At 42.4% G+C, this 16,073-nt stretch carries 19 protein-coding genes; 9 read left to right on the top strand and 10 right to left on the bottom strand.

Annotated elements, in window-relative coordinates:
- The first annotated feature begins 173 nt into the window (after positions 1–173).
- Positions 174–1,196: an alpha/beta hydrolase gene (locus tag ACRD6K_RS02785; protein ID WP_430971978.1), complete on the top strand. Its 1,023-nt coding sequence runs from the start codon at positions 174–176 to the stop codon at positions 1,194–1,196.
- Positions 1,197–1,274: 78 nt separating this feature from the next.
- Here ACRD6K_RS02785 and rimO read toward each other — a convergent pair whose 3' ends face one another.
- The 3 genes from rimO to ACRD6K_RS02770 form a co-directional block, all read right to left on the bottom strand.
- Entirely contained in the window at positions 1,275–2,570 is a 1,296-nt protein-coding gene (gene rimO / locus ACRD6K_RS02780) for a 30S ribosomal protein S12 methylthiotransferase RimO (protein ID WP_430971977.1), read from the bottom strand.
- A 323-nt stretch (positions 2,571–2,893) separates the two neighbouring features.
- Positions 2,894–3,844, bottom strand: coding sequence for a signal recognition particle-docking protein FtsY (ftsY, locus tag ACRD6K_RS02775; protein ID WP_299577726.1), 951 nt, complete (start codon positions 3,842–3,844; stop codon positions 2,894–2,896).
- 95 nt (positions 3,845–3,939) lie between these two features.
- Positions 3,940–4,698: a helix-turn-helix domain-containing protein gene (locus ACRD6K_RS02770; RefSeq protein WP_430971976.1), complete on the bottom strand. Its 759-nt coding sequence runs from the start codon at positions 4,696–4,698 to the stop codon at positions 3,940–3,942.
- 140 nt (positions 4,699–4,838) lie between these two features.
- On the opposite strand from ACRD6K_RS02770, the gene ACRD6K_RS02765 reads away from it, so the two are divergent.
- Complete coding sequence (locus ACRD6K_RS02765) at positions 4,839–6,146, top strand: putative DNA modification/repair radical SAM protein (RefSeq protein WP_430971975.1); 1,308 nt, start codon at positions 4,839–4,841, stop codon at positions 6,144–6,146.
- A 4-nt stretch (positions 6,147–6,150) separates the two neighbouring features.
- Entirely contained in the window at positions 6,151–6,921 is a 771-nt protein-coding gene (locus tag ACRD6K_RS02760) for a TIGR03915 family putative DNA repair protein (protein ID WP_430971974.1), read from the top strand.
- A gap of 98 nt (positions 6,922–7,019) precedes the next feature.
- Here the strand turns inward: ACRD6K_RS02760 and ACRD6K_RS02755 are convergent, their stop codons facing one another.
- The 3 genes from ACRD6K_RS02755 to rpmB are packed head-to-tail and all read right to left on the bottom strand — an operon-like array spanning position 7,020 to position 7,617.
- Positions 7,020–7,172 carry a DUF4295 domain-containing protein gene (locus ACRD6K_RS02755; protein WP_299577722.1) on the bottom strand — a complete coding sequence of 51 codons (153 nt, stop codon included), beginning with the start codon at positions 7,170–7,172 and terminating at the stop codon, positions 7,020–7,022.
- Positions 7,173–7,180: 8 nt separating this feature from the next.
- The gene (rpmG, locus tag ACRD6K_RS02750) at positions 7,181–7,363 is read right to left on the bottom strand and encodes a 50S ribosomal protein L33 (RefSeq protein ID WP_299577721.1); all 183 of its coding nucleotides are present in this window, start codon (positions 7,361–7,363) and stop codon (positions 7,181–7,183) included.
- A gap of 11 nt (positions 7,364–7,374) precedes the next feature.
- Positions 7,375–7,617, bottom strand: a complete 243-nt coding sequence (gene rpmB, locus ACRD6K_RS02745) for a 50S ribosomal protein L28 (RefSeq protein WP_299577720.1) — start codon at positions 7,615–7,617, stop codon at positions 7,375–7,377.
- A 385-nt stretch (positions 7,618–8,002) separates the two neighbouring features.
- Here rpmB and ACRD6K_RS02740 point away from each other — a divergent pair, with 385 nt between their 5' ends.
- The 3 genes from ACRD6K_RS02740 to ACRD6K_RS02730 all read left to right on the top strand — a co-directional run bounded on the left by ACRD6K_RS02740 (position 8,003) and on the right by ACRD6K_RS02730 (position 10,384).
- Positions 8,003–8,830: a CPBP family intramembrane glutamic endopeptidase gene (locus ACRD6K_RS02740; protein ID WP_430971973.1), complete on the top strand. Its 828-nt coding sequence runs from the start codon at positions 8,003–8,005 to the stop codon at positions 8,828–8,830.
- Positions 8,830–9,306, top strand: coding sequence for a DUF456 domain-containing protein (locus tag ACRD6K_RS02735; protein ID WP_430971972.1), 477 nt, complete (start codon positions 8,830–8,832; stop codon positions 9,304–9,306). Before ACRD6K_RS02740 ends, ACRD6K_RS02735 begins: the two co-directional genes overlap by 1 nt.
- 304 nt (positions 9,307–9,610) lie before the next feature.
- Positions 9,611–10,384: a class I SAM-dependent methyltransferase gene (locus ACRD6K_RS02730; RefSeq protein WP_430971970.1), complete on the top strand. Its 774-nt coding sequence runs from the start codon at positions 9,611–9,613 to the stop codon at positions 10,382–10,384.
- A gap of 105 nt (positions 10,385–10,489) precedes the next feature.
- On the opposite strand, the gene ACRD6K_RS02725 is transcribed toward ACRD6K_RS02730, so the two are convergent.
- Complete coding sequence (locus ACRD6K_RS02725; protein ID WP_299577716.1) at positions 10,490–11,743, bottom strand: DEAD/DEAH box helicase; 1,254 nt, start codon at positions 11,741–11,743, stop codon at positions 10,490–10,492.
- 417 nt (positions 11,744–12,160) lie between these two features.
- Here ACRD6K_RS02725 and ACRD6K_RS02720 point away from each other — a divergent pair, with 417 nt between their 5' ends.
- Both ACRD6K_RS02720 and trhA read left to right on the top strand, forming a co-directional pair.
- On the top strand, positions 12,161–12,547 hold the full coding sequence (locus ACRD6K_RS02720; protein WP_430971969.1) for a DUF302 domain-containing protein: 387 nt from the start codon (positions 12,161–12,163) through the stop codon (positions 12,545–12,547).
- Between the two features lie 427 nt (positions 12,548–12,974).
- Positions 12,975–13,625 (top strand): PAQR family membrane homeostasis protein TrhA, encoded by a 651-nt coding sequence (gene trhA, locus ACRD6K_RS02715; RefSeq protein ID WP_430971968.1) that lies wholly within the window; start codon positions 12,975–12,977, stop codon positions 13,623–13,625.
- A gap of 38 nt (positions 13,626–13,663) precedes the next feature.
- Here the strand turns inward: trhA and ACRD6K_RS02710 are convergent, their stop codons facing one another.
- Complete coding sequence (locus ACRD6K_RS02710) at positions 13,664–14,353, bottom strand: RluA family pseudouridine synthase (protein ID WP_299577713.1); 690 nt, start codon at positions 14,351–14,353, stop codon at positions 13,664–13,666.
- Between the two features lie 142 nt (positions 14,354–14,495).
- Here ACRD6K_RS02710 and ACRD6K_RS02705 point away from each other — a divergent pair, with 142 nt between their 5' ends.
- Entirely contained in the window at positions 14,496–14,861 is a 366-nt protein-coding gene (locus ACRD6K_RS02705) for a methionine-R-sulfoxide reductase (protein WP_299577712.1), read from the top strand.
- A gap of 33 nt (positions 14,862–14,894) precedes the next feature.
- On the opposite strand, the gene ACRD6K_RS02700 is transcribed toward ACRD6K_RS02705, so the two are convergent.
- A complete protein-coding gene (locus ACRD6K_RS02700; protein WP_299577711.1) occupies positions 14,895–15,458 on the bottom strand; it encodes a hypothetical protein in 564 nt (187 codons plus the stop codon).
- A gap of 24 nt (positions 15,459–15,482) precedes the next feature.
- On the bottom strand, positions 15,483–16,031 hold the full coding sequence (locus tag ACRD6K_RS02695) for a PepSY-associated TM helix domain-containing protein (RefSeq protein ID WP_430971967.1): 549 nt from the start codon (positions 16,029–16,031) through the stop codon (positions 15,483–15,485).
- Positions 16,032–16,073 lie beyond the last annotated feature (42 nt).

The raw sequence follows: 16,073 nt of genomic DNA, 5'->3' as shown, positions 1-16,073 counted from the left end.
AATCTGCAAGACACTCATTTCCTGATTATAGCACAAACATTTTCAGAACATTGCTTATTGGCTACTTTTTCCTGTCATTTAACTGAACTGATGATTTACAAACTTTAAACTTGCAACAAATAGATCGATATTCCAATTTTCAGTATCTTAACAGCAACCTAAAAATACATCTCATGACAATCTTCTTTCGAATTCTGTTAGCCTTCCTTGCCATTCTGGTCTTACTCTATTTAATCGGTCCACGTCCGGAGAAACCGATACTTTCTTCAGAATTAAAGGATTTAAAAGTAAGTATAAACAACCTTGAATCATTTATACAGGACCGGGAATCCAAGCAGCCGGTAAAGCCGGACAACCAGGCAAGGATTGTTTGGGCTAACGACAGCATGAAATCCAAAACACCCTACTGCTTGCTCTACTTGCATGGGTTTTCAGCCTCTTGGTACGAAGGCACGCCCACGCATTTGAATTTTGCGCATCATTTTCAAGCCAACGCTTACCTGCCACGTCTTGCCTCCCATGGCTTGGATATGCCTGAACCTCTTCAGGACATGACTCCGGACCGCTTGTACGAATCAGCCAAGGAAGCACTTCAAATAGCTCATTTGCTCGGGGAGAAAGTGATTATCATGAGCACGTCTACCGGAGGTACCTTATCCTTGAAACTTGCTGCAGAATTTCCGGGTATGGTAGATGCCCTCATTCTTTTGTCGCCCAACATCCGAATTAACAACCCAGGGGCATGGTTGTTAGCAGGTCCTTGGGGGCTTCAAATCGGGCGAAAGGCTAGCGGAGGCAAGTACCGTGTGGTGAACGATAATCCTGCCCACGAAGAGTGTAAACACTGGAACTGCAGCTACCGGGTGGAAGCAATGGTTTACTTGCAACAATTGGTAAAAAATACCATGCATAAAAAACTGTTTCAGCGGATTAGCCAACCTGTTTTTCTGGGGTATTATTACCAGGACGAAGAACACCAGGATGAAATTGTACGTGTAGATGCCATGCTCAAAATGTACGAACAACTGGGAACTCCATCTGCCTTGAAACGCAAACAGGCTTTTAATGCCCAGGCGCATGTTATTGGCTGTGAGGCATTCTCAAAAGCACAGCCAGAAGTAGAGCAAGCCTGCATTCAATTTGCCACTGAGGTTTTAAAAATGCAAGCTGTCAGCCTTCCCATTGCAGAAGAATGATAAAATAACAAAGCCGTATTTCAAAGAAAATATCCTTGAAATACGGCTTCATTATTAGCCTTTATTATTGTTGCAGCCTTAAGACAAGCTGCCTATTAAATCAAATTCTGTTGAATCGGAAATTGCAATCTGGTAAAAATTACCAACCTCAATACGGTCATCCTTTTCAATCAATACTTCACCATCTACTTCAGGCGAATCATATTCCGTTCTTCCAATAAAGTAGTCGCCTTCTTCGCGATCAATCAATACGTTTAAGGTTTTACCAACCTTTTCTGTGTTCAATTTCTCTGAAATCGTCTGTTGAATCTCCATCAATTCGGCAGCACGAGCTTCCTTGGTTTCTTCCGGCACATCATCTTCGTACATTTTAAAGGCGTAAGTATCATCTTCATCCGAATAGGAGAAAACGCCCATCCGATCAAACTTTTGCTCGGCAACAAAAGCTTTCAGCTCCTCATAATCCGCCTCGGTTTCACCCGGATGACCAACTAAAAAGGTTGTACGTATGGCAATTCCAGGAACTTCTTCACGAATCTTCTGCAGAAGTGCAATGGTTTCTTCTTTAGTGATTTTGCGGCGCATACGCCCCAGCATGTGGTTGCTGATGTGCTGCAAAGGCAAATCCAGGTATTTGGCCACATTGTCGCGCTCCCGAATGACTTTCAACAAATCCATCGGAAATTTTGAAGGATATGCGTAATGCAACCGAATCCACTCCAGGCCTTTGATATCTGCCAAGCGGTCAATCAGCTCGGCCAGCTTACTTTCTCCATACATATCAATCCCGTAGTACGACAAATCCTGAGCAATAACCAACAGCTCCTTTGTTCCTTCATTGACCAGGTTTTCAGCCTCTTCAACCAGGCTTTCAATGCTGCGTGATTTATGAATTCCGGTAAACTGAGGGATTGCACAAAACGAACAATGTCGGTTACAACCTTCACTGATTTTCAGGTATGAAAAATGATTTGGTGTGGTTTTTACCCGACGATACATTTTTTGCTCAAAGAAGTTGGCATTCAGATCCTTAATAATTTCTTTGTAGTCGAACTTACCATAGAACTTGTCCACCTCAGGAATTTCATTTTCAAGATCACTTTTATAGCGGGCCGACAAACAGCCCATTACCAGCAACTTATCCAGCTTCCCGTTTTTTCGGGCTTCAGCATAGTTCAAAATCGAATTGATCGACTCCTCTTTGGCATCTTTAATAAAACCACAGGTATTTAAAATGACAATGTTGGCATCATCATCTTCACTGTCGTGAACAACCTTAAAACCATTCAAATCCAACTGGTTGAGCAGCATTTCGGAGTCTACTAAGTTTTTGGAACATCCCAGGGTTGATATGTTAACTTTTCCTCTTTTCATCGAATAAAAATTGTCTGTAATTAATTAATAACTCATAAAATACGCTACGAGTTTTAAGCATGCTCTTCTGTGCCTGGCAACTTTAAATTCGTTGCCACAAATTATTCGGAAGCTCAAAAGAGTCTCTCGTTGAAGTGCGCTTAAGCGCAGCATTCGTTCCGTAGGTGTTTAGGGTTATAAGTTAGAATCTTCGACCACTACAACAAACAAAGTCTGAAGTGGTTTTTATTTTACTTTGAAGATGGATATGACTTAGCTCTCTGTACGGAAAAACAGCTCCCGAAACCAGTTCGGGATAGCTTTCATTGCTTCGGGAAGTGGTTTTAAGAGAATAGTGACTCCACAAAAGCTTTTCTTCGGAAAAGCTGTAAATCTTCCACTTTCTCCCCAATACCGATGTACTTCACCGGAATTTTAAACTGGTCGGAAATTCCAATCACCACGCCTCCTTTGGCTGTTCCATCCAGCTTGGTCAGAGCCAATGCGCTTACCTCGGTGGCTTTAGTGAATTGTTTGGCTTGCTCAAAGGCATTTTGGCCGGTTGAGCCATCCAGAATAAGCAGTACTTCATGTGGCGAATCAGGAACGATTTTACGCATCACATTTTTAATTTTTGTAAGCTCATTCATCAGGTTTATCTTATTGTGCAAGCGGCCTGCTGTGTCAATAATAACCACATCAGCCCCGTTTGCCTTTGCTGATGCCAGTGTATCATAAGCAACCGATGCCGGATCAGACCCCATGCTTTGCTTTACCAAAGGTACATCCACGCGTTCAGCCCAAATTTGCAATTGATCGATAGCCGCCGCACGAAAGGTATCGGCTGCTCCAAGCACCACTTTTTTCCCGGCCTTTTTGAAATTATAGGCCAATTTGCCAATAGTTGTTGTTTTTCCAACACCATTGACTCCCACTACCATAATCACATAAGGATCATTACTTGCAGGAAGTTCAAAATCGGCTTCTTCGTTGGTATTATTCTCGTCAAGAAGTTTTTCAATCTCTTCTTTCAGTAACTGATTGAGCTCATCAACACCAAAATACTTATCTTTTGAAACCCGGGCTTCAATGCGTTCAATAATCTTCAGTGTCGTGTCCACACCAACGTCTGAAGAAATCAACACTTCTTCCAGATTATCAAGTACTTCATCATCCACTTTGGACTTACCAATGATGGCACGTCCCAGCTTTTTGAATACGCTTTCTTTTGTTTTTGAAAGCCCCTGATCAAGGCTTTCCTTTTTTGATTTTGTAAATGATCCAAATAGACCCATAGCTTTCTGAATTTGAGTGGCGCAATTTACGAAATTTGAATGATATAATTTAATTAAATCAGCGAGGATGTGAAAGACTTAACAAGAAGGCTAAACTATGACTTTCGAAGCCTTCTAATTTCTTCTTTCACCTCATTCAAAACAGATGAAATATGCGCGGCTTCAATATTTTCGGGCTTTGGCAACTCAAAACTCAAAACACCTATCGCTTTCCAGAGCTCCAGCACCTGCTCCATCTCAAGCGAATAAGGTTCGTAAGCCGAATTGTCTGACTTCAACAGCAGTTGATTATTAGCAGTGAAGAATACCCGTTTGTAAACCAGTCCCTCTTCCCTGGTGATTAAAACATACGGTTGCCCTTCGCGCAGGTCATTGATATCCGAAACATACTCGCAAAAAAGATAAGATTCGGGTGTTACGGGTAACATACTATCCCCTCGAACCTGAAAAACCCGATAAGTAGCAGTTCTCGACAATTCGGGAATAGGCATATAAAAACGGGGCAATGCTCCCACATATTCCGGATCGGCAAAACCGCTCAGGTAACCAGCCGACGCCTTAGCCGGAACAATTGGTATAAGTTCTTCATTATCCTGATCCACCACAATGGGCAATATCCGTGGCATGGCCTTGCTTAGGGCCCGCTCTGCCTCCAAGGGCGTATCAAGCAGGCGATCAATGGTTGATTCAGACAAAGCCGCCAAACGCTGTATTACCGGGATCTTGGGCGTTGCTCTCCCCTCTTCATAAGAACCTATTAAGGCACGTTTTACCTCCAGTTCGTCCGCAAGTTGCTGTTGCGTCCACTTCTTTTTCCTGCGTAAGTATTTAATATTCTGAGCTAAGAAATTCACACCTTCAATTTTTTATAAAATCCATCATATCTTTCCTAACAAAATTACCAAAAATATTAGCACATACTAATATTATTAGTATTTTTGTAATAACAATAAGGAGCCAGAATCCTTGAATTAACGGGTAAAGATAAGGCAAGATGACTCAAAAAGTTCAGGAAAAACTAAAAATATTAGCAGATGCTGCTAAATATGATGTTTCCTGCTCTTCGAGTGGAAGCAGCAGAAGAAATACGCCAGGAGGAGTTGGAAATTCGGTAGCGGCTGGCATTTGCCACAGCTTTACCGACGATGGGCGGTGCATTAGCTTGCTTAAGATTCTGATGACGAATCATTGCATTTACGATTGCGCCTATTGCATTAACCGACGCACCAACGATCGTCCGCGTGCCACGTTTACCGTGCAGGAAGTTGTTGATTTGACCATCGGCTTTTACCGAAGAAATTACATTGAAGGGCTTTTTCTGAGTTCCGGGGTAATTAAGAATCAGGATTATACGATGGAACGCCTGATGCTGGTAGCTAAAAAATTACGTTTGGAAGAGCGCTACAACGGATACATTCACATGAAAGCCATTCCGGGTGCCAGTCAAGAGCTGATACAGGCTGCCGGACACTATGCTGATCGGCTAAGTGTTAATATTGAAATTCCAACCGAACAGCAACTAAAGAAGCTGGCTCCGGAAAAAGATTTTCAAAGCGTATTGCAACCCATGAACCAGATTCATCAGGGAATCCAACAATACAAAGATGAACGCCGAAAATTCAGGCATATACCGAAATTTTCACCAGCCGGCCAAAGCACTCAGCTCATTGTTGGTGCCAGCCCCGAAAGCGACCGGCAAATCCTGCAATTGTCCTCCAACCTTTATCAACGTCAAAAGCTGAAACGCGTGTACTACTCGGGCTACCTGCCCGTCAATGAATACGACCAACGGTTGCCGGCCATTCAGACTCCCCCACTTGTTCGGGAAAACCGGCTTTACCAAAGCGATTGGCTGATGCGTTTTTATGAATTCTCTGCTGATGAGATATTGAGTCCCGAACAACCCTTTCTCGACTTGGACGTTGATCCCAAACTGGCTTATGCCATCCGCAACCTGCACCTGTTTCCGGTTGATATCAATAAGGCCGACTATCACATGATCCTGCGGGTCCCCGGCATAGGTGTGCAATCTGCCAGAATGATTGTAGATGCCCGCCGCTTTCGTCACTTAACGAGCTACCACCTCAAAAAAATAGGCGTTGTATTAAAGCGTGCGCAGTACTTTATTACCTGCAACGAATTACCTGCTCGAATGACTGATTGGGATCCGGCGCAGCTAAAAAGCCACATTATTGCTGAAAGCCTAATGAAACGCAGAAAGGCTGGCGACACCCAGCTCATGCTATTTCCTCCTCAAACGGGAATGAGCAAGACTCCCAAACAACTTCATTTTAGAAACTGATGCTATGACTTACTTGGTTTACGATGGAAGTTTTGAAGGCTTCTTAAGTGTAATTTTTCAATGTTACCAGCAAAACCTAAGCCCTGCAAACATCTGCAGGGAAGCGGCTTTTCAAGAAATCCTGTTTGCCGAAAAACAATTCATTTCAACCGATGAAAAACAGGCAGAAAGGGTTTGGAAAGGCCTGCAGAAAAAACTCCATCGGCGCAATAAAGATTTGCCCTACCGAACTTTTCTATCAGAACAACCCGGCATTGAGATGATGCTTTACCGTTTCATTTGTCGTTTGTTTGACAACAATTTTAGCATTGAAACCGATTACGGAGATGCCGATGTACTTCAACTCAAAAAAATTGAACGCCAGGTACTGCAGGAAACAGCCCGGCTACTTGAATTTGTAAGATTTCAGGAAACCAAAGATGGCATCTACTTCGCCCCCGTTGAGCCTGCTTTCGATGTATTGCCTTTTGTTCTTCACCATTTTAAAAATCGTTTTGCCGATCAGCAGTGGATCATTTATGACATCAAGCGAAATTATGGCTTCTATTACGATTTGAAAACAACACAGGAAATCGTTCTTTCAGAACAGAATTTTTCGGCATGGGATGGGAAAGTAGACGCCAATCTCTTGCAGGAAAATGAAGTCAATTATCAAAGACTCTGGAAAAACTATTTTGACAGCATCAACATCAAGGAACGAAAGAACCCTAAGCTGCAACGTCAACACATGCCCCAACGCTACTGGAAATTCCTTCCGGAAAAGTCGCCCAAGTAATACTTACAGGCCCTAATCACACAACAAGCCAAAGGTATACAAACAAAAAAGCTCCCATCAAATGATGGAAGCTTTTCCGTTAAGTCAAACTAATATCTTTATTTTTTAAAGAAGTCTTTAACCATTTCATTAGGAACGATTTCTTCCTGAAATGTGTATGCTCCGGTTTTTTCTGATTTTACCATTTTAATTACTTTGGCAAAACCTTTACCGGCACCTTTTTGCAATGATGCAACTGCTTTCTTAGCCATATCTCAATTTATTTAATTTCGCGGTGAACAGTTACTTTTTTCAAAATTGGGTTGTACTTTTTCAACTCCAAACGATCAGGCGTATTTTTCCTGTTTTTCGTTGAAATGTACCTTGATGTTCCGGGCACACCACTTTCTTTGTGCTCGGTGCATTCCAAAATAACCTGGACTCTATTTCCTTTTTTAGCCATTGTTTACGCTTTTAAATATTCGTTACGAATCCTTTTTCTTTAGCTTCTTTTAATGCGGCAGTTAATCCTTTTTTGTTAATAGTACGGATACCTGCTGCAGAAACAGTTAACGAAATCCAACGATCTTCCTCTGGAAGATAGAATTTCTTCTTGAACAAATTCGGGAAAAACCGACGTTTTGTTCTTCTTTTTGAGTGTGAAACATTGTTTCCCACCATCATTTTTTTTCCGGTAACTTGACAAACTTTTGACATTGTCTTATTTTTTATTCAGAATCACACATTTTTCAAACAGTTCGCAAAATAAGCGTTTTTTCTTGTAAAAATCAAATTGTTTCGGTTTTTTTTCTTGGTTTTTTCAACAACTAATGGTTTAAAAATCAAAAAGTTTTTCTTCCTCTGTGTCAACAGGCTCTTAAATGACAACTTTTCTAGAATCAATTACCCAACAAAGATAGTCTTTTCCCGAAGTTAAGGAAAGCCCTTATTACCAATAATGGAAGAGATACTTTCACCTAACTATAAAAACATTTATGACGACATCCTGTTGAAGGAAGTCAGACGGGGATTGCTAATAATCGTCAGCCCTGTTTCTTTTTATCGAAAAGTCCGCTATTTTAGAGCAAGTTTTATTTGACCTATGAATTCAACTCAAATACGCCATTATCCAACGATTTTAGGAGCCGCTCATTTGGTTATCCTTTACATCTTTATTCAAACGGTTGTTGATTTTCCGTTGGCCATTTGGGACTATTATCATGGCACCGAGTATTTATCGCACCCCATCAAAAAAATTGTTCTTTCACTCGGATCCATATTGTTCATACTGTATTTTGCTTACCGAAAAGCCCAAACTAAAATCAGCAGGCTGTTTCCGGCTAAACGATTCAACCTGCTTATCTTTATTCCAATCCTGACATTTCTTGCAGCGGCTCATGTGTTTCTTGGAGAAATCAACCGGGAAGTCGAGCGTGTGTTTCCGGCTCCGCCTTGGTTTTGGGAGCTTTTCGCACGGATTTTTGAAAATGACTTCGGTTTTTGGGGAGCCTTGCTTAAAGTGGCTGTTGTTGCCCCCATTGTTGAAGAACTCATTTTTCGTGGCGTCATTATGCATGGTTTTATGCGAAACTACCCTAAAATCGTTGGGATTGTTGTTTCGGCCCTGTTCTTCGCCTTGTTTCATTTAAACCCCTGGCAATTTCCAGCCACCTTCCTGCTTGGGCTGCTCCTGGGCTGGGTTATGGTCATTACCCGAAATATCTTTGCCTGCATTATCGGGCACTCCATCAATAATCTGCTGGTTTTGCTTTCCATTGAATACTGGGAAGAAATGACCCAGTTTTCCTTCTTCTTGCTTGAAAAGGAAGACCAATTAACAATCAGCTACCTGGTAGCCGGTTTCAGCCTGGTTGTTATCGGCTTGCTGGCCACCTTTTCAAATAAATCAAACAAACAGCTTTCTTCATAATGGATTACGTTTTAATTGTCTTGGGCATCCTGTTTCTGATTAGTGGTATTTTGGGAGCCGTTGTTCCCGTATTGCCCGGTCCTCCACTCAGTTATATTGGTTTATTGCTGCTGCATATTACCGGGCGATACCACTTTTCAAGCCGTTTTTTAATTCTTTGGGCTGTTATTACTGTGGTGGTTTACCTGCTCGACTATTTTATTCCGATATGGGGAACTAAAAAGTTTGGCGGAAGCAAGCGCGGTGTTTGGGGAAGTATCATTGGCTTAGTTGTCGGCATGGTATTTTTCCCTCCCTTTGGCATTATTATCGGGCCGTTTCTGGGAGCCGTACTGGGCGAATTGAGCAGCGGGAAACAGTCGCACGAGGCTTTTCGCTCCGGCCTGGGATCATTCCTTGGCTTTCTGGCAGGAACCCTGCTCAAGCTCATCGTATCGGGCATGATGGCCTGGTATTTTGTTGCTGAAATGATCTAGCTGATAAGGTTTATTTTATGATTACTCCCTATATTTAAGCTGATCTTGATATTAACCCAACAAGGTTTTCGGGAAAAAATTCTACCTTTAACCAATTCTAAAGACGTTTGATGTTTAAAATTGAAATGGATCTGGTCTGGTAAATAACCTTTGACATGTTGTCTCAGGTTATCCCGTATCTAAACTCAGGCATAAGTTTGTCGGAGGTATTTTCATGTCTTTTTTGTAATAACATTTTGAGGCCTACCCCACCAATCAGATAATTCATCGGGCATGGTTTCAATCCTTTAAAAATCAAACATCAATGAGTAACGATAATACATCCATTCACGATTTCGACTTCAATCTAATCTGCGAGTATTTTTCCAGTATCGACAGACAAGGCCCTGGCAGCCCGGGAGTGACGCTAAAAGCCCTGAGTTTTGTCGATCACCTAACCGATGAATCGCGTATTGCGGATATTGGTTGCGGCACTGGCGGACAAACCATGGTTTTGGCGCAGCACGCGCCCGGACAAATTACCGGCGTTGATTTGTTTCCACTGTTTATTGACTTGTTCAATCAAAATGCTAGCAGGCTGAACCTACAGCATCGAGTAAAAGGACTTGTTGGCTCAATGGACAAGCTCACTTTTCAGAAAGAAGAACTGGACCTGATTTGGTCTGAAGGAGCAATCTACAATATTGGCTTTGAACAGGGACTAAAGGAGTGGCGCAAATTTCTGAAACCAGGCGGTTTTATTGCTGTCTCCGAAGTGTCGTGGTTTACAGACGAGCGCCCTGCCGAAATCGACCAGTTTTGGCAGGATGCCTACCCTCAGATTGACACCATTCCCCATAAGGTAGCTCAAATGCAAAATGCGGGCTATGTTCCAGTGGCTAGTTTTATATTGCCTGAAACGTGTTGGCTTGATCATTTTTACAAGCCACAAATTGCAGCACAGGAAGCCTTTCTGAAAAAACATGCCGGGAATCAAACTGCAGAAGCGTTTATTGCCAACCAACGCCATGAAGAAAAACTATACCAAAAGTACAAAGCCTTTTATGGCTACGTATTCTACATCGGGAAGAAACTTTAATCCATCTGAAATAAAGGAAGGATTGCTCCTTTAAACTGGACAATCCTTCTATTTAATAATCCCATTAAACAAAGAAAGAAGCCCTTGCAAGGCTTCTTTCTTTGTTTATCGTCGGAATGAGCGATTTTGTGCTTTGTTTCTGTTGGCAAAGAATTCTTGCCTACGCTGCCTTTTTTCCTTTTCAAAGGCTTTCTTTTCATTGGCCGTCATTGGCTTGTCGGTTTGTGGAAACGGATTATCCTTCACCTGATCAATTTTACGTTTAATCAAGCGCTCAATATCCCTGATGTACTCGTTTTCTTCTGGTTCGCACATCGAAATAGCAATCCCTTCGTCACCAGCCCTACCCGATCGTCCAATCCGGTGAACATAGGTTTCTGCCACATTAGGAATATCATAATTAATAACATACTTCAACCTATCAATATCAATTCCGCGGGCAGCAATATCAGTTGCTACCAACACCCGAATTTCCCGATCTTTGAATTTAGCTAAAGCTTTTTGACGCTGATTCTGGGCTTTATCGCCATGAATAGCAGCCGATTCGACACCATGTTTTTTCAGATAACGGACAATTTTATCGGCTCCGTGTTTCGTACGTGAAAACACCAACACCTGGTCCAAGTCCTGGTTTTTCAGAATGTGTACCAACAAATTGTTTTTATCTGCCCGGTTGGTGTAATACAAATACTGACTAATCGTTTCCGCCGTTGACGACACCGGACTAACCTCTACTTTGGCCGGGTTATGCAGAATTTTGGTCGAAAGCTCCATGATGTTTTTAGGCATGGTAGCCGAGAAAAACAACGACTGTCGCTTTGTCGGAAGCTTGGCAATAATCTTCCGTATTTCATGAACAAAGCCCATATCCAACATGCGGTCGGCTTCGTCCAGTACAAAATATTCAATGTGGTTCAGCTTGATAAATCCCTGGTCCATCAAGTCAAGCAAACGCCCGGGAGTTGCTACTAAAATATCTACCCCATTGCGCAAGGCATTGGTTTGCGCCCCCTGCTTTACGCCTCCAAAAATAACCGTATTCTTAAGGCCGGTATATCTTCCATAGGTCGATAAACTCTCACCAATCTGTATGGCCAACTCACGTGTTGGAGTGATAATCAGCGACCTTATGGCACGCTGATGGTTTCGCTGGCGCTGTTCTTGAAAAAGATGTTGTAAAATTGGAATTGAAAAAGCGGCTGTTTTACCGGTTCCTGTTTGTGCACTTCCCAGTACATCTTTGCGTTGCAAAATAATTGGGATCGCTTTTCCTTGTATGGGTGTTGGTTCTGTATATTTTTCTTCGTTTAATGCCTTTAAGATAGGCTCAATAATTCCTAGTTCTTCAAATAATGTCATTCACTAATTTTTGTTCCCACCTAAAAATAAACTGAATTAGAAATGATGGGATGATAAATAAAGGGCGCAAAGGTAGCATTTAAATCTTACTTAGGTTGATCGCACTCTTCAGCACTGCTTATAAGCCGCCGATTTAATATTACCAATACCTTATCGATGGAAGGACATAAGTTCAGTCCGGGCTGAAAACTTACAGGTTGAAGCTACTCCTCAGTCTGGCAAACAAGAATTAAGCCCGGATCAGAGATCCCAAATCCCTTCGTTTACAGCTATGTTAAGCCTTTGTAAAGAAGCCTAAACAAATAGAAGTGAAAATCGTTAACAGTATTGACTGAAATGAACAAATGACGAATTCTTTCTCAGCCCATTTCGTCCTGGAAAACCAAACAGATTAAAAACCATAAAACAAAAATGCACATGAAGTACTACATTGAAAAAATTACGAACTACACCTTTGACCAGGCCGTTGAAAAAGTAACGGATGAACTGAAAAAAGAAGGTTTTGGTGTGTTAACACAAATCGACATTCATGATAAATTGAAAGAGAAGCTGGATGTCGACTTTAGAAAATACCGCATACTTGGAGCCTGCAATCCTCCGGCGGCCTACCAGGCCTTGCAAGCCGAAGATAAAATTGGCACTATGCTTCCTTGCAATGTAATTGTTCAGGAAACCTTGGATAAAAAGGTTGAAGTAGCTGCTGTAAACCCCATCGCCTCGATGATGGCGGTGGAAAATCAGAAACTGACTACAATTGCCGAGGACATTACCAGTCGGCTGGAGCGCGTTATTGCTGCCGTTTAGCAAGCAACTTCCAACCAATTACCCATGAAAAGCAGATTGTAACTCCTTTCGAAAAAAAAAGGTGGAATCATCTGCTTTTTATGTTCTTTTAAAAATCCATTGGAAAGCAATCAAAAAATGCAGCCCTTATTAAACCACTAATAATCAAATCTCCATCACCGGCAAGACGCCACACTTCCTGTCTTTCATTTTTCAGAAGTTCAGACTGCAAGAAAGCTGTAAACCAATAAGCATAAGAAACACTTAAGCGTTACGACACAACAAACTGAAGTCCAATGAACTTAGGCCTGATCTTAATGAAAAGCGATGGCAAATAAGCCCTGCAGCTACCATTCAAAAAGAACAATTAATACCTTTGCAGGTCTTGTCAACAGTAAGAAACAGGACCAAATACCCCAATTAAAAAGTGGAAATCAAACGAATAAGCATGGTGAGAAGAAAAGGAAAACAATTGATTCGGGCTGAGGAAATTGCCAATTCGGTTTCACACGGAATTGGTGTTGCATTGGCTATTGCCGGAGTAAGCCTTTTAACGGTTTTCGGGGCACTTTATGGCACCGTCTGGCACATTGTAAGTTTTGCCGTGTTCGGCGCCAGCATGGTGTTGCTTTACCTGGCCTCTACCCTTTTTCACAGCGTTAAAAATCCGCGGCTAAAAGCAAAATTGAACCGTTTTGACCATTCAGCCATTTACATTTTGATTGCCGGCTCCTATACGCCAATATCGCTGATTGCCCTTCGCGGCTGGATTGGCTGGACCATTTTTGGCTTGATCTGGTCAATGGCTGTTGCAGGAATTGTATTTAAAATCTGGTTCTATTCATCCAAATGGCGCAACCTGTCAGCTTGGCTTTATGTCGCGATGGGCTGGTTAATCGTGTTCGCCATTGTGCCTATGATCAAAAACGTACCCCCAGTTTCTCTTTGGTTTTTGCTGGCTGGTGGGCTGAGCTACACAGTGGGTGCCTTGTTTTACTTATTTCCCAAAGTACCGTTTTTTCACCTGGTTTTTCACTTGTTTATTTTGGGTGGCTCGGTGTGTCATTTCTTTTCGTTTTTGTATTTACTTCCCATTTAGGCGGGCACAACACACCTTGCCAGTTCTCCGCTATGAATTTATTTGATTGCCACAGCTTCAAGTAACTGTTCAAACTCCTCCGGGAGTGTTGCCTCAAACTCAAGCTTTTCACAGGTAATCGGATGGGTAAAGCCCAATTTGGAGGCGTGCAGCATAAGGCGGTTAAAACCCCATTCGGCTTTTATCAACTTGTTCAGAGTAAAGTCGCCATGATGCGAATCACCCACAATGTCGTGCCGGTTTTTAGCAAAATGCTGCCTGATTTGATGCCAGCGACCGGTTTCGGGCAGCACGCGAACCAAGCTCAAGCACACATTGGTATGCTCCTTATAAGAAATGGCAGTTTGAACCGTACGTATTCTCTGAAAACGCGTCAACGCACTTTTCTTGAATTTGCTTTTTTTCTTTACCACCACTTTCTCATCAAAAACACCTTCCTCGGCTACCTCTCCCAGCACAATAGTGGCGTACTCCTTTACAACTTCCTTGCGCTCAAACTGAAGGGTTAAATCATGCGCCACCTCTGAGGATTTGGCCAAAATAATCAGGCCCGATGTTTTTGAATCCAGCCGATGCACGTTATAAATCCACTGACCGGTTTCATCGCCAATCAACTTGGTCAGGTATGGAGCATCGTGCGGCATAAAATCATTTTTGTGCACAGGTAAATCAACAGGTTTATTCACCACCAGTAAATGGTCATCCTGAAAAATAATTGGTATATCCATGAGGCGTTTTAAATGGGTTGTTTTTGTTTGCGGCTGCAAGATACCTTACTTTTAACATATCTGACTAAACAAATTCATAAATCCAGCTGTCTCGTTTAAATAAAGCAGAAAAATGGCCACCAAGGCCTAAAAAAGAATAACAATGAAACTAAATCCCTTGAATCCATTTGAAGAGCATGTAATCCGGTACAAAGGAACTGAACCGGCCTTTTCCGGGAAATATTACAAAAATAAGGAGACCGGAACCTATTGCTGCAGGCAATGTAATGCACCACTGTACCGATCGACCGACAAGTTTGACTCGGGCTGTGGTTGGCCCAGTTTTGACGATGAAATTGAAGGAGCAGTCCACCAGACACTTGATGCAGACGGCAGACGAACTGAAATAACCTGCGCCCAATGTGGTGGACACTTGGGGCATGTTTTTAAAGGCGAAGGGTTTACTCCGAAAAACACACGCCATTGTGTTAATTCGGTTTCGCTAAGCTTTGTTGCTGAAAAGAAATAGAAAAGGCTGCAAATGATGCAGCCTTCGAATAATTTATTGCAGCTCTTCGCTTGTAATCCCATCCAAATAGAAAATGGAGTAATAGCCTTTGCCGGTAGCCTCAATCTTTTCCCGCATTTCAGCAATTTGCTCCAGCTGATCCCGGTTGTGGTTACCTCCGTCCACTTCATGATTACCTTCGCCGTCATGGCCTAAGGCATGATCTTCGTTGCTGGCAACTCCTTCTTCTTCCAGCTCTGCAACCATTTCAGCCACATAGGCATCGTCAATTCTGATTTCCTGCAAAATTCCCTTCACTTTCAGGTCGCTGCCCATTTGCTCCTGATTGAATGAACCAATTTGATTGCCGGCTTCAACACGAATGGTTGCATCTTCGCTACTTCCCATCAGGAAACAACGCTCGCCACCGTGCTTGCAAACATGCGATACCATACCGGTTATCAGCACTTCTTTTCCAACAAATGCATCGCCTTTTTGCTGAATTTCATCAACAGTAAATACAGTTAATTCTTCGGAAGCCGCTTCCGACTTTTTCGAGGTTTGCTGGCATGCCGAGCCAATCAGCAGCATCGCCAGAATAAAGCTTAGTCTTCTCATACGTAGTGGTTTTTCTTTTGATGATCAAGATATATAAAATACAATAAAAAACAGCGGAAGCAGAATCCCCAGCAGCGTAAGCCACAAACCTCTGCCTGTTAGACCATTTTGGCCTTTTAAGATAAATAAGCCGGACAAGGCCACAAAAATCAGAATGGCAGCCAATACATCGGAAACCCACACCCAGGCTTTTAAGGTAGCAGCCATGTGCAACTTATTGATGTGATAAAAGACCGGCCGTTTCAGCAGCAGCTCCAACTTGGCTTGCCCACCTGTCGGGTCGAAAATAACCATTCCGTTCTCAACAAATACTTTCACCACACCCTCGTCGCTGTTAAAGTGCTTTTTGTAAACCGGGGCTGCCTCAAATTGCTGCAAAAGCTGCCCGATTTCATCTGAACTGTATGTTTTCCACTCCCCTTTTTCAAACTGAATGGATTCAGAAACAACAGAATAATCGGGATTCCAATCTTTCCGATGATTTAGCGCGATCCCTGAAACGGCGTAAATCAACAAGATTCCTGTAATGAAATACCCTAAATCCCGATGCCATTTCCTCAAAAAACGTCTCATGTTCATTTTTCTCTTTATTGTGAACCTAAGTTCATTATATTT

This window comes from Sunxiuqinia rutila (assembly GCF_050589705.1).
Taxonomy (GTDB): Bacteria; Bacteroidota; Bacteroidia; order Bacteroidales; family Prolixibacteraceae; genus Sunxiuqinia; species Sunxiuqinia rutila.
Note: the sequence above shows the minus strand (reverse complement) of the source record. Positions and strands in the feature narration are given on the sequence as shown.

Bases quoted from the DNA above. Each gene is read 5' to 3' on its own strand.
- ACRD6K_RS02785 (WP_430971978.1), top strand. From the start codon at position 174: ATGACAATCTTCTTTCGAATTCTGTTAGCCTTCCTTGCCATTCTGGTC.
- rimO (WP_430971977.1), bottom strand. From the start codon at position 2,570: ATGAAAAGAGGAAAAGTTAACATATCAACCCTGGGATGTTCCAAAAAC.
- ftsY (WP_299577726.1), bottom strand. From the start codon at position 3,844: ATGGGTCTATTTGGATCATTTACAAAATCAAAAAAGGAAAGCCTTGAT.
- ACRD6K_RS02765 (WP_430971975.1), top strand. From the start codon at position 4,839: ATGACTCAAAAAGTTCAGGAAAAACTAAAAATATTAGCAGATGCTGCT.
- ACRD6K_RS02760 (WP_430971974.1), top strand. From the start codon at position 6,151: ATGACTTACTTGGTTTACGATGGAAGTTTTGAAGGCTTCTTAAGTGTA.
- ACRD6K_RS02755 (WP_299577722.1), bottom strand. From the start codon at position 7,172: ATGGCTAAGAAAGCAGTTGCATCATTGCAAAAAGGTGCCGGTAAAGGT.
- rpmG (WP_299577721.1), bottom strand. From the start codon at position 7,363: ATGGCTAAAAAAGGAAATAGAGTCCAGGTTATTTTGGAATGCACCGAG.
- rpmB (WP_299577720.1), bottom strand. From the start codon at position 7,617: ATGTCAAAAGTTTGTCAAGTTACCGGAAAAAAAATGATGGTGGGAAAC.
- ACRD6K_RS02740 (WP_430971973.1), top strand. From the start codon at position 8,003: ATGAATTCAACTCAAATACGCCATTATCCAACGATTTTAGGAGCCGCT.
- ACRD6K_RS02735 (WP_430971972.1), top strand. From the start codon at position 8,830: ATGGATTACGTTTTAATTGTCTTGGGCATCCTGTTTCTGATTAGTGGT.
- ACRD6K_RS02730 (WP_430971970.1), top strand. From the start codon at position 9,611: ATGAGTAACGATAATACATCCATTCACGATTTCGACTTCAATCTAATC.
- ACRD6K_RS02725 (WP_299577716.1), bottom strand. From the start codon at position 11,743: ATGACATTATTTGAAGAACTAGGAATTATTGAGCCTATCTTAAAGGCA.
- ACRD6K_RS02720 (WP_430971969.1), top strand. From the start codon at position 12,161: ATGAAGTACTACATTGAAAAAATTACGAACTACACCTTTGACCAGGCC.
- trhA (WP_430971968.1), top strand. From the start codon at position 12,975: ATGGTGAGAAGAAAAGGAAAACAATTGATTCGGGCTGAGGAAATTGCC.
- ACRD6K_RS02710 (WP_299577713.1), bottom strand. From the start codon at position 14,353: ATGGATATACCAATTATTTTTCAGGATGACCATTTACTGGTGGTGAAT.
- ACRD6K_RS02705 (WP_299577712.1), top strand. From the start codon at position 14,496: ATGAAACTAAATCCCTTGAATCCATTTGAAGAGCATGTAATCCGGTAC.
- ACRD6K_RS02700 (WP_299577711.1), bottom strand. From the start codon at position 15,458: ATGAGAAGACTAAGCTTTATTCTGGCGATGCTGCTGATTGGCTCGGCA.
- ACRD6K_RS02695 (WP_430971967.1), bottom strand. From the start codon at position 16,031: ATGAGACGTTTTTTGAGGAAATGGCATCGGGATTTAGGGTATTTCATT.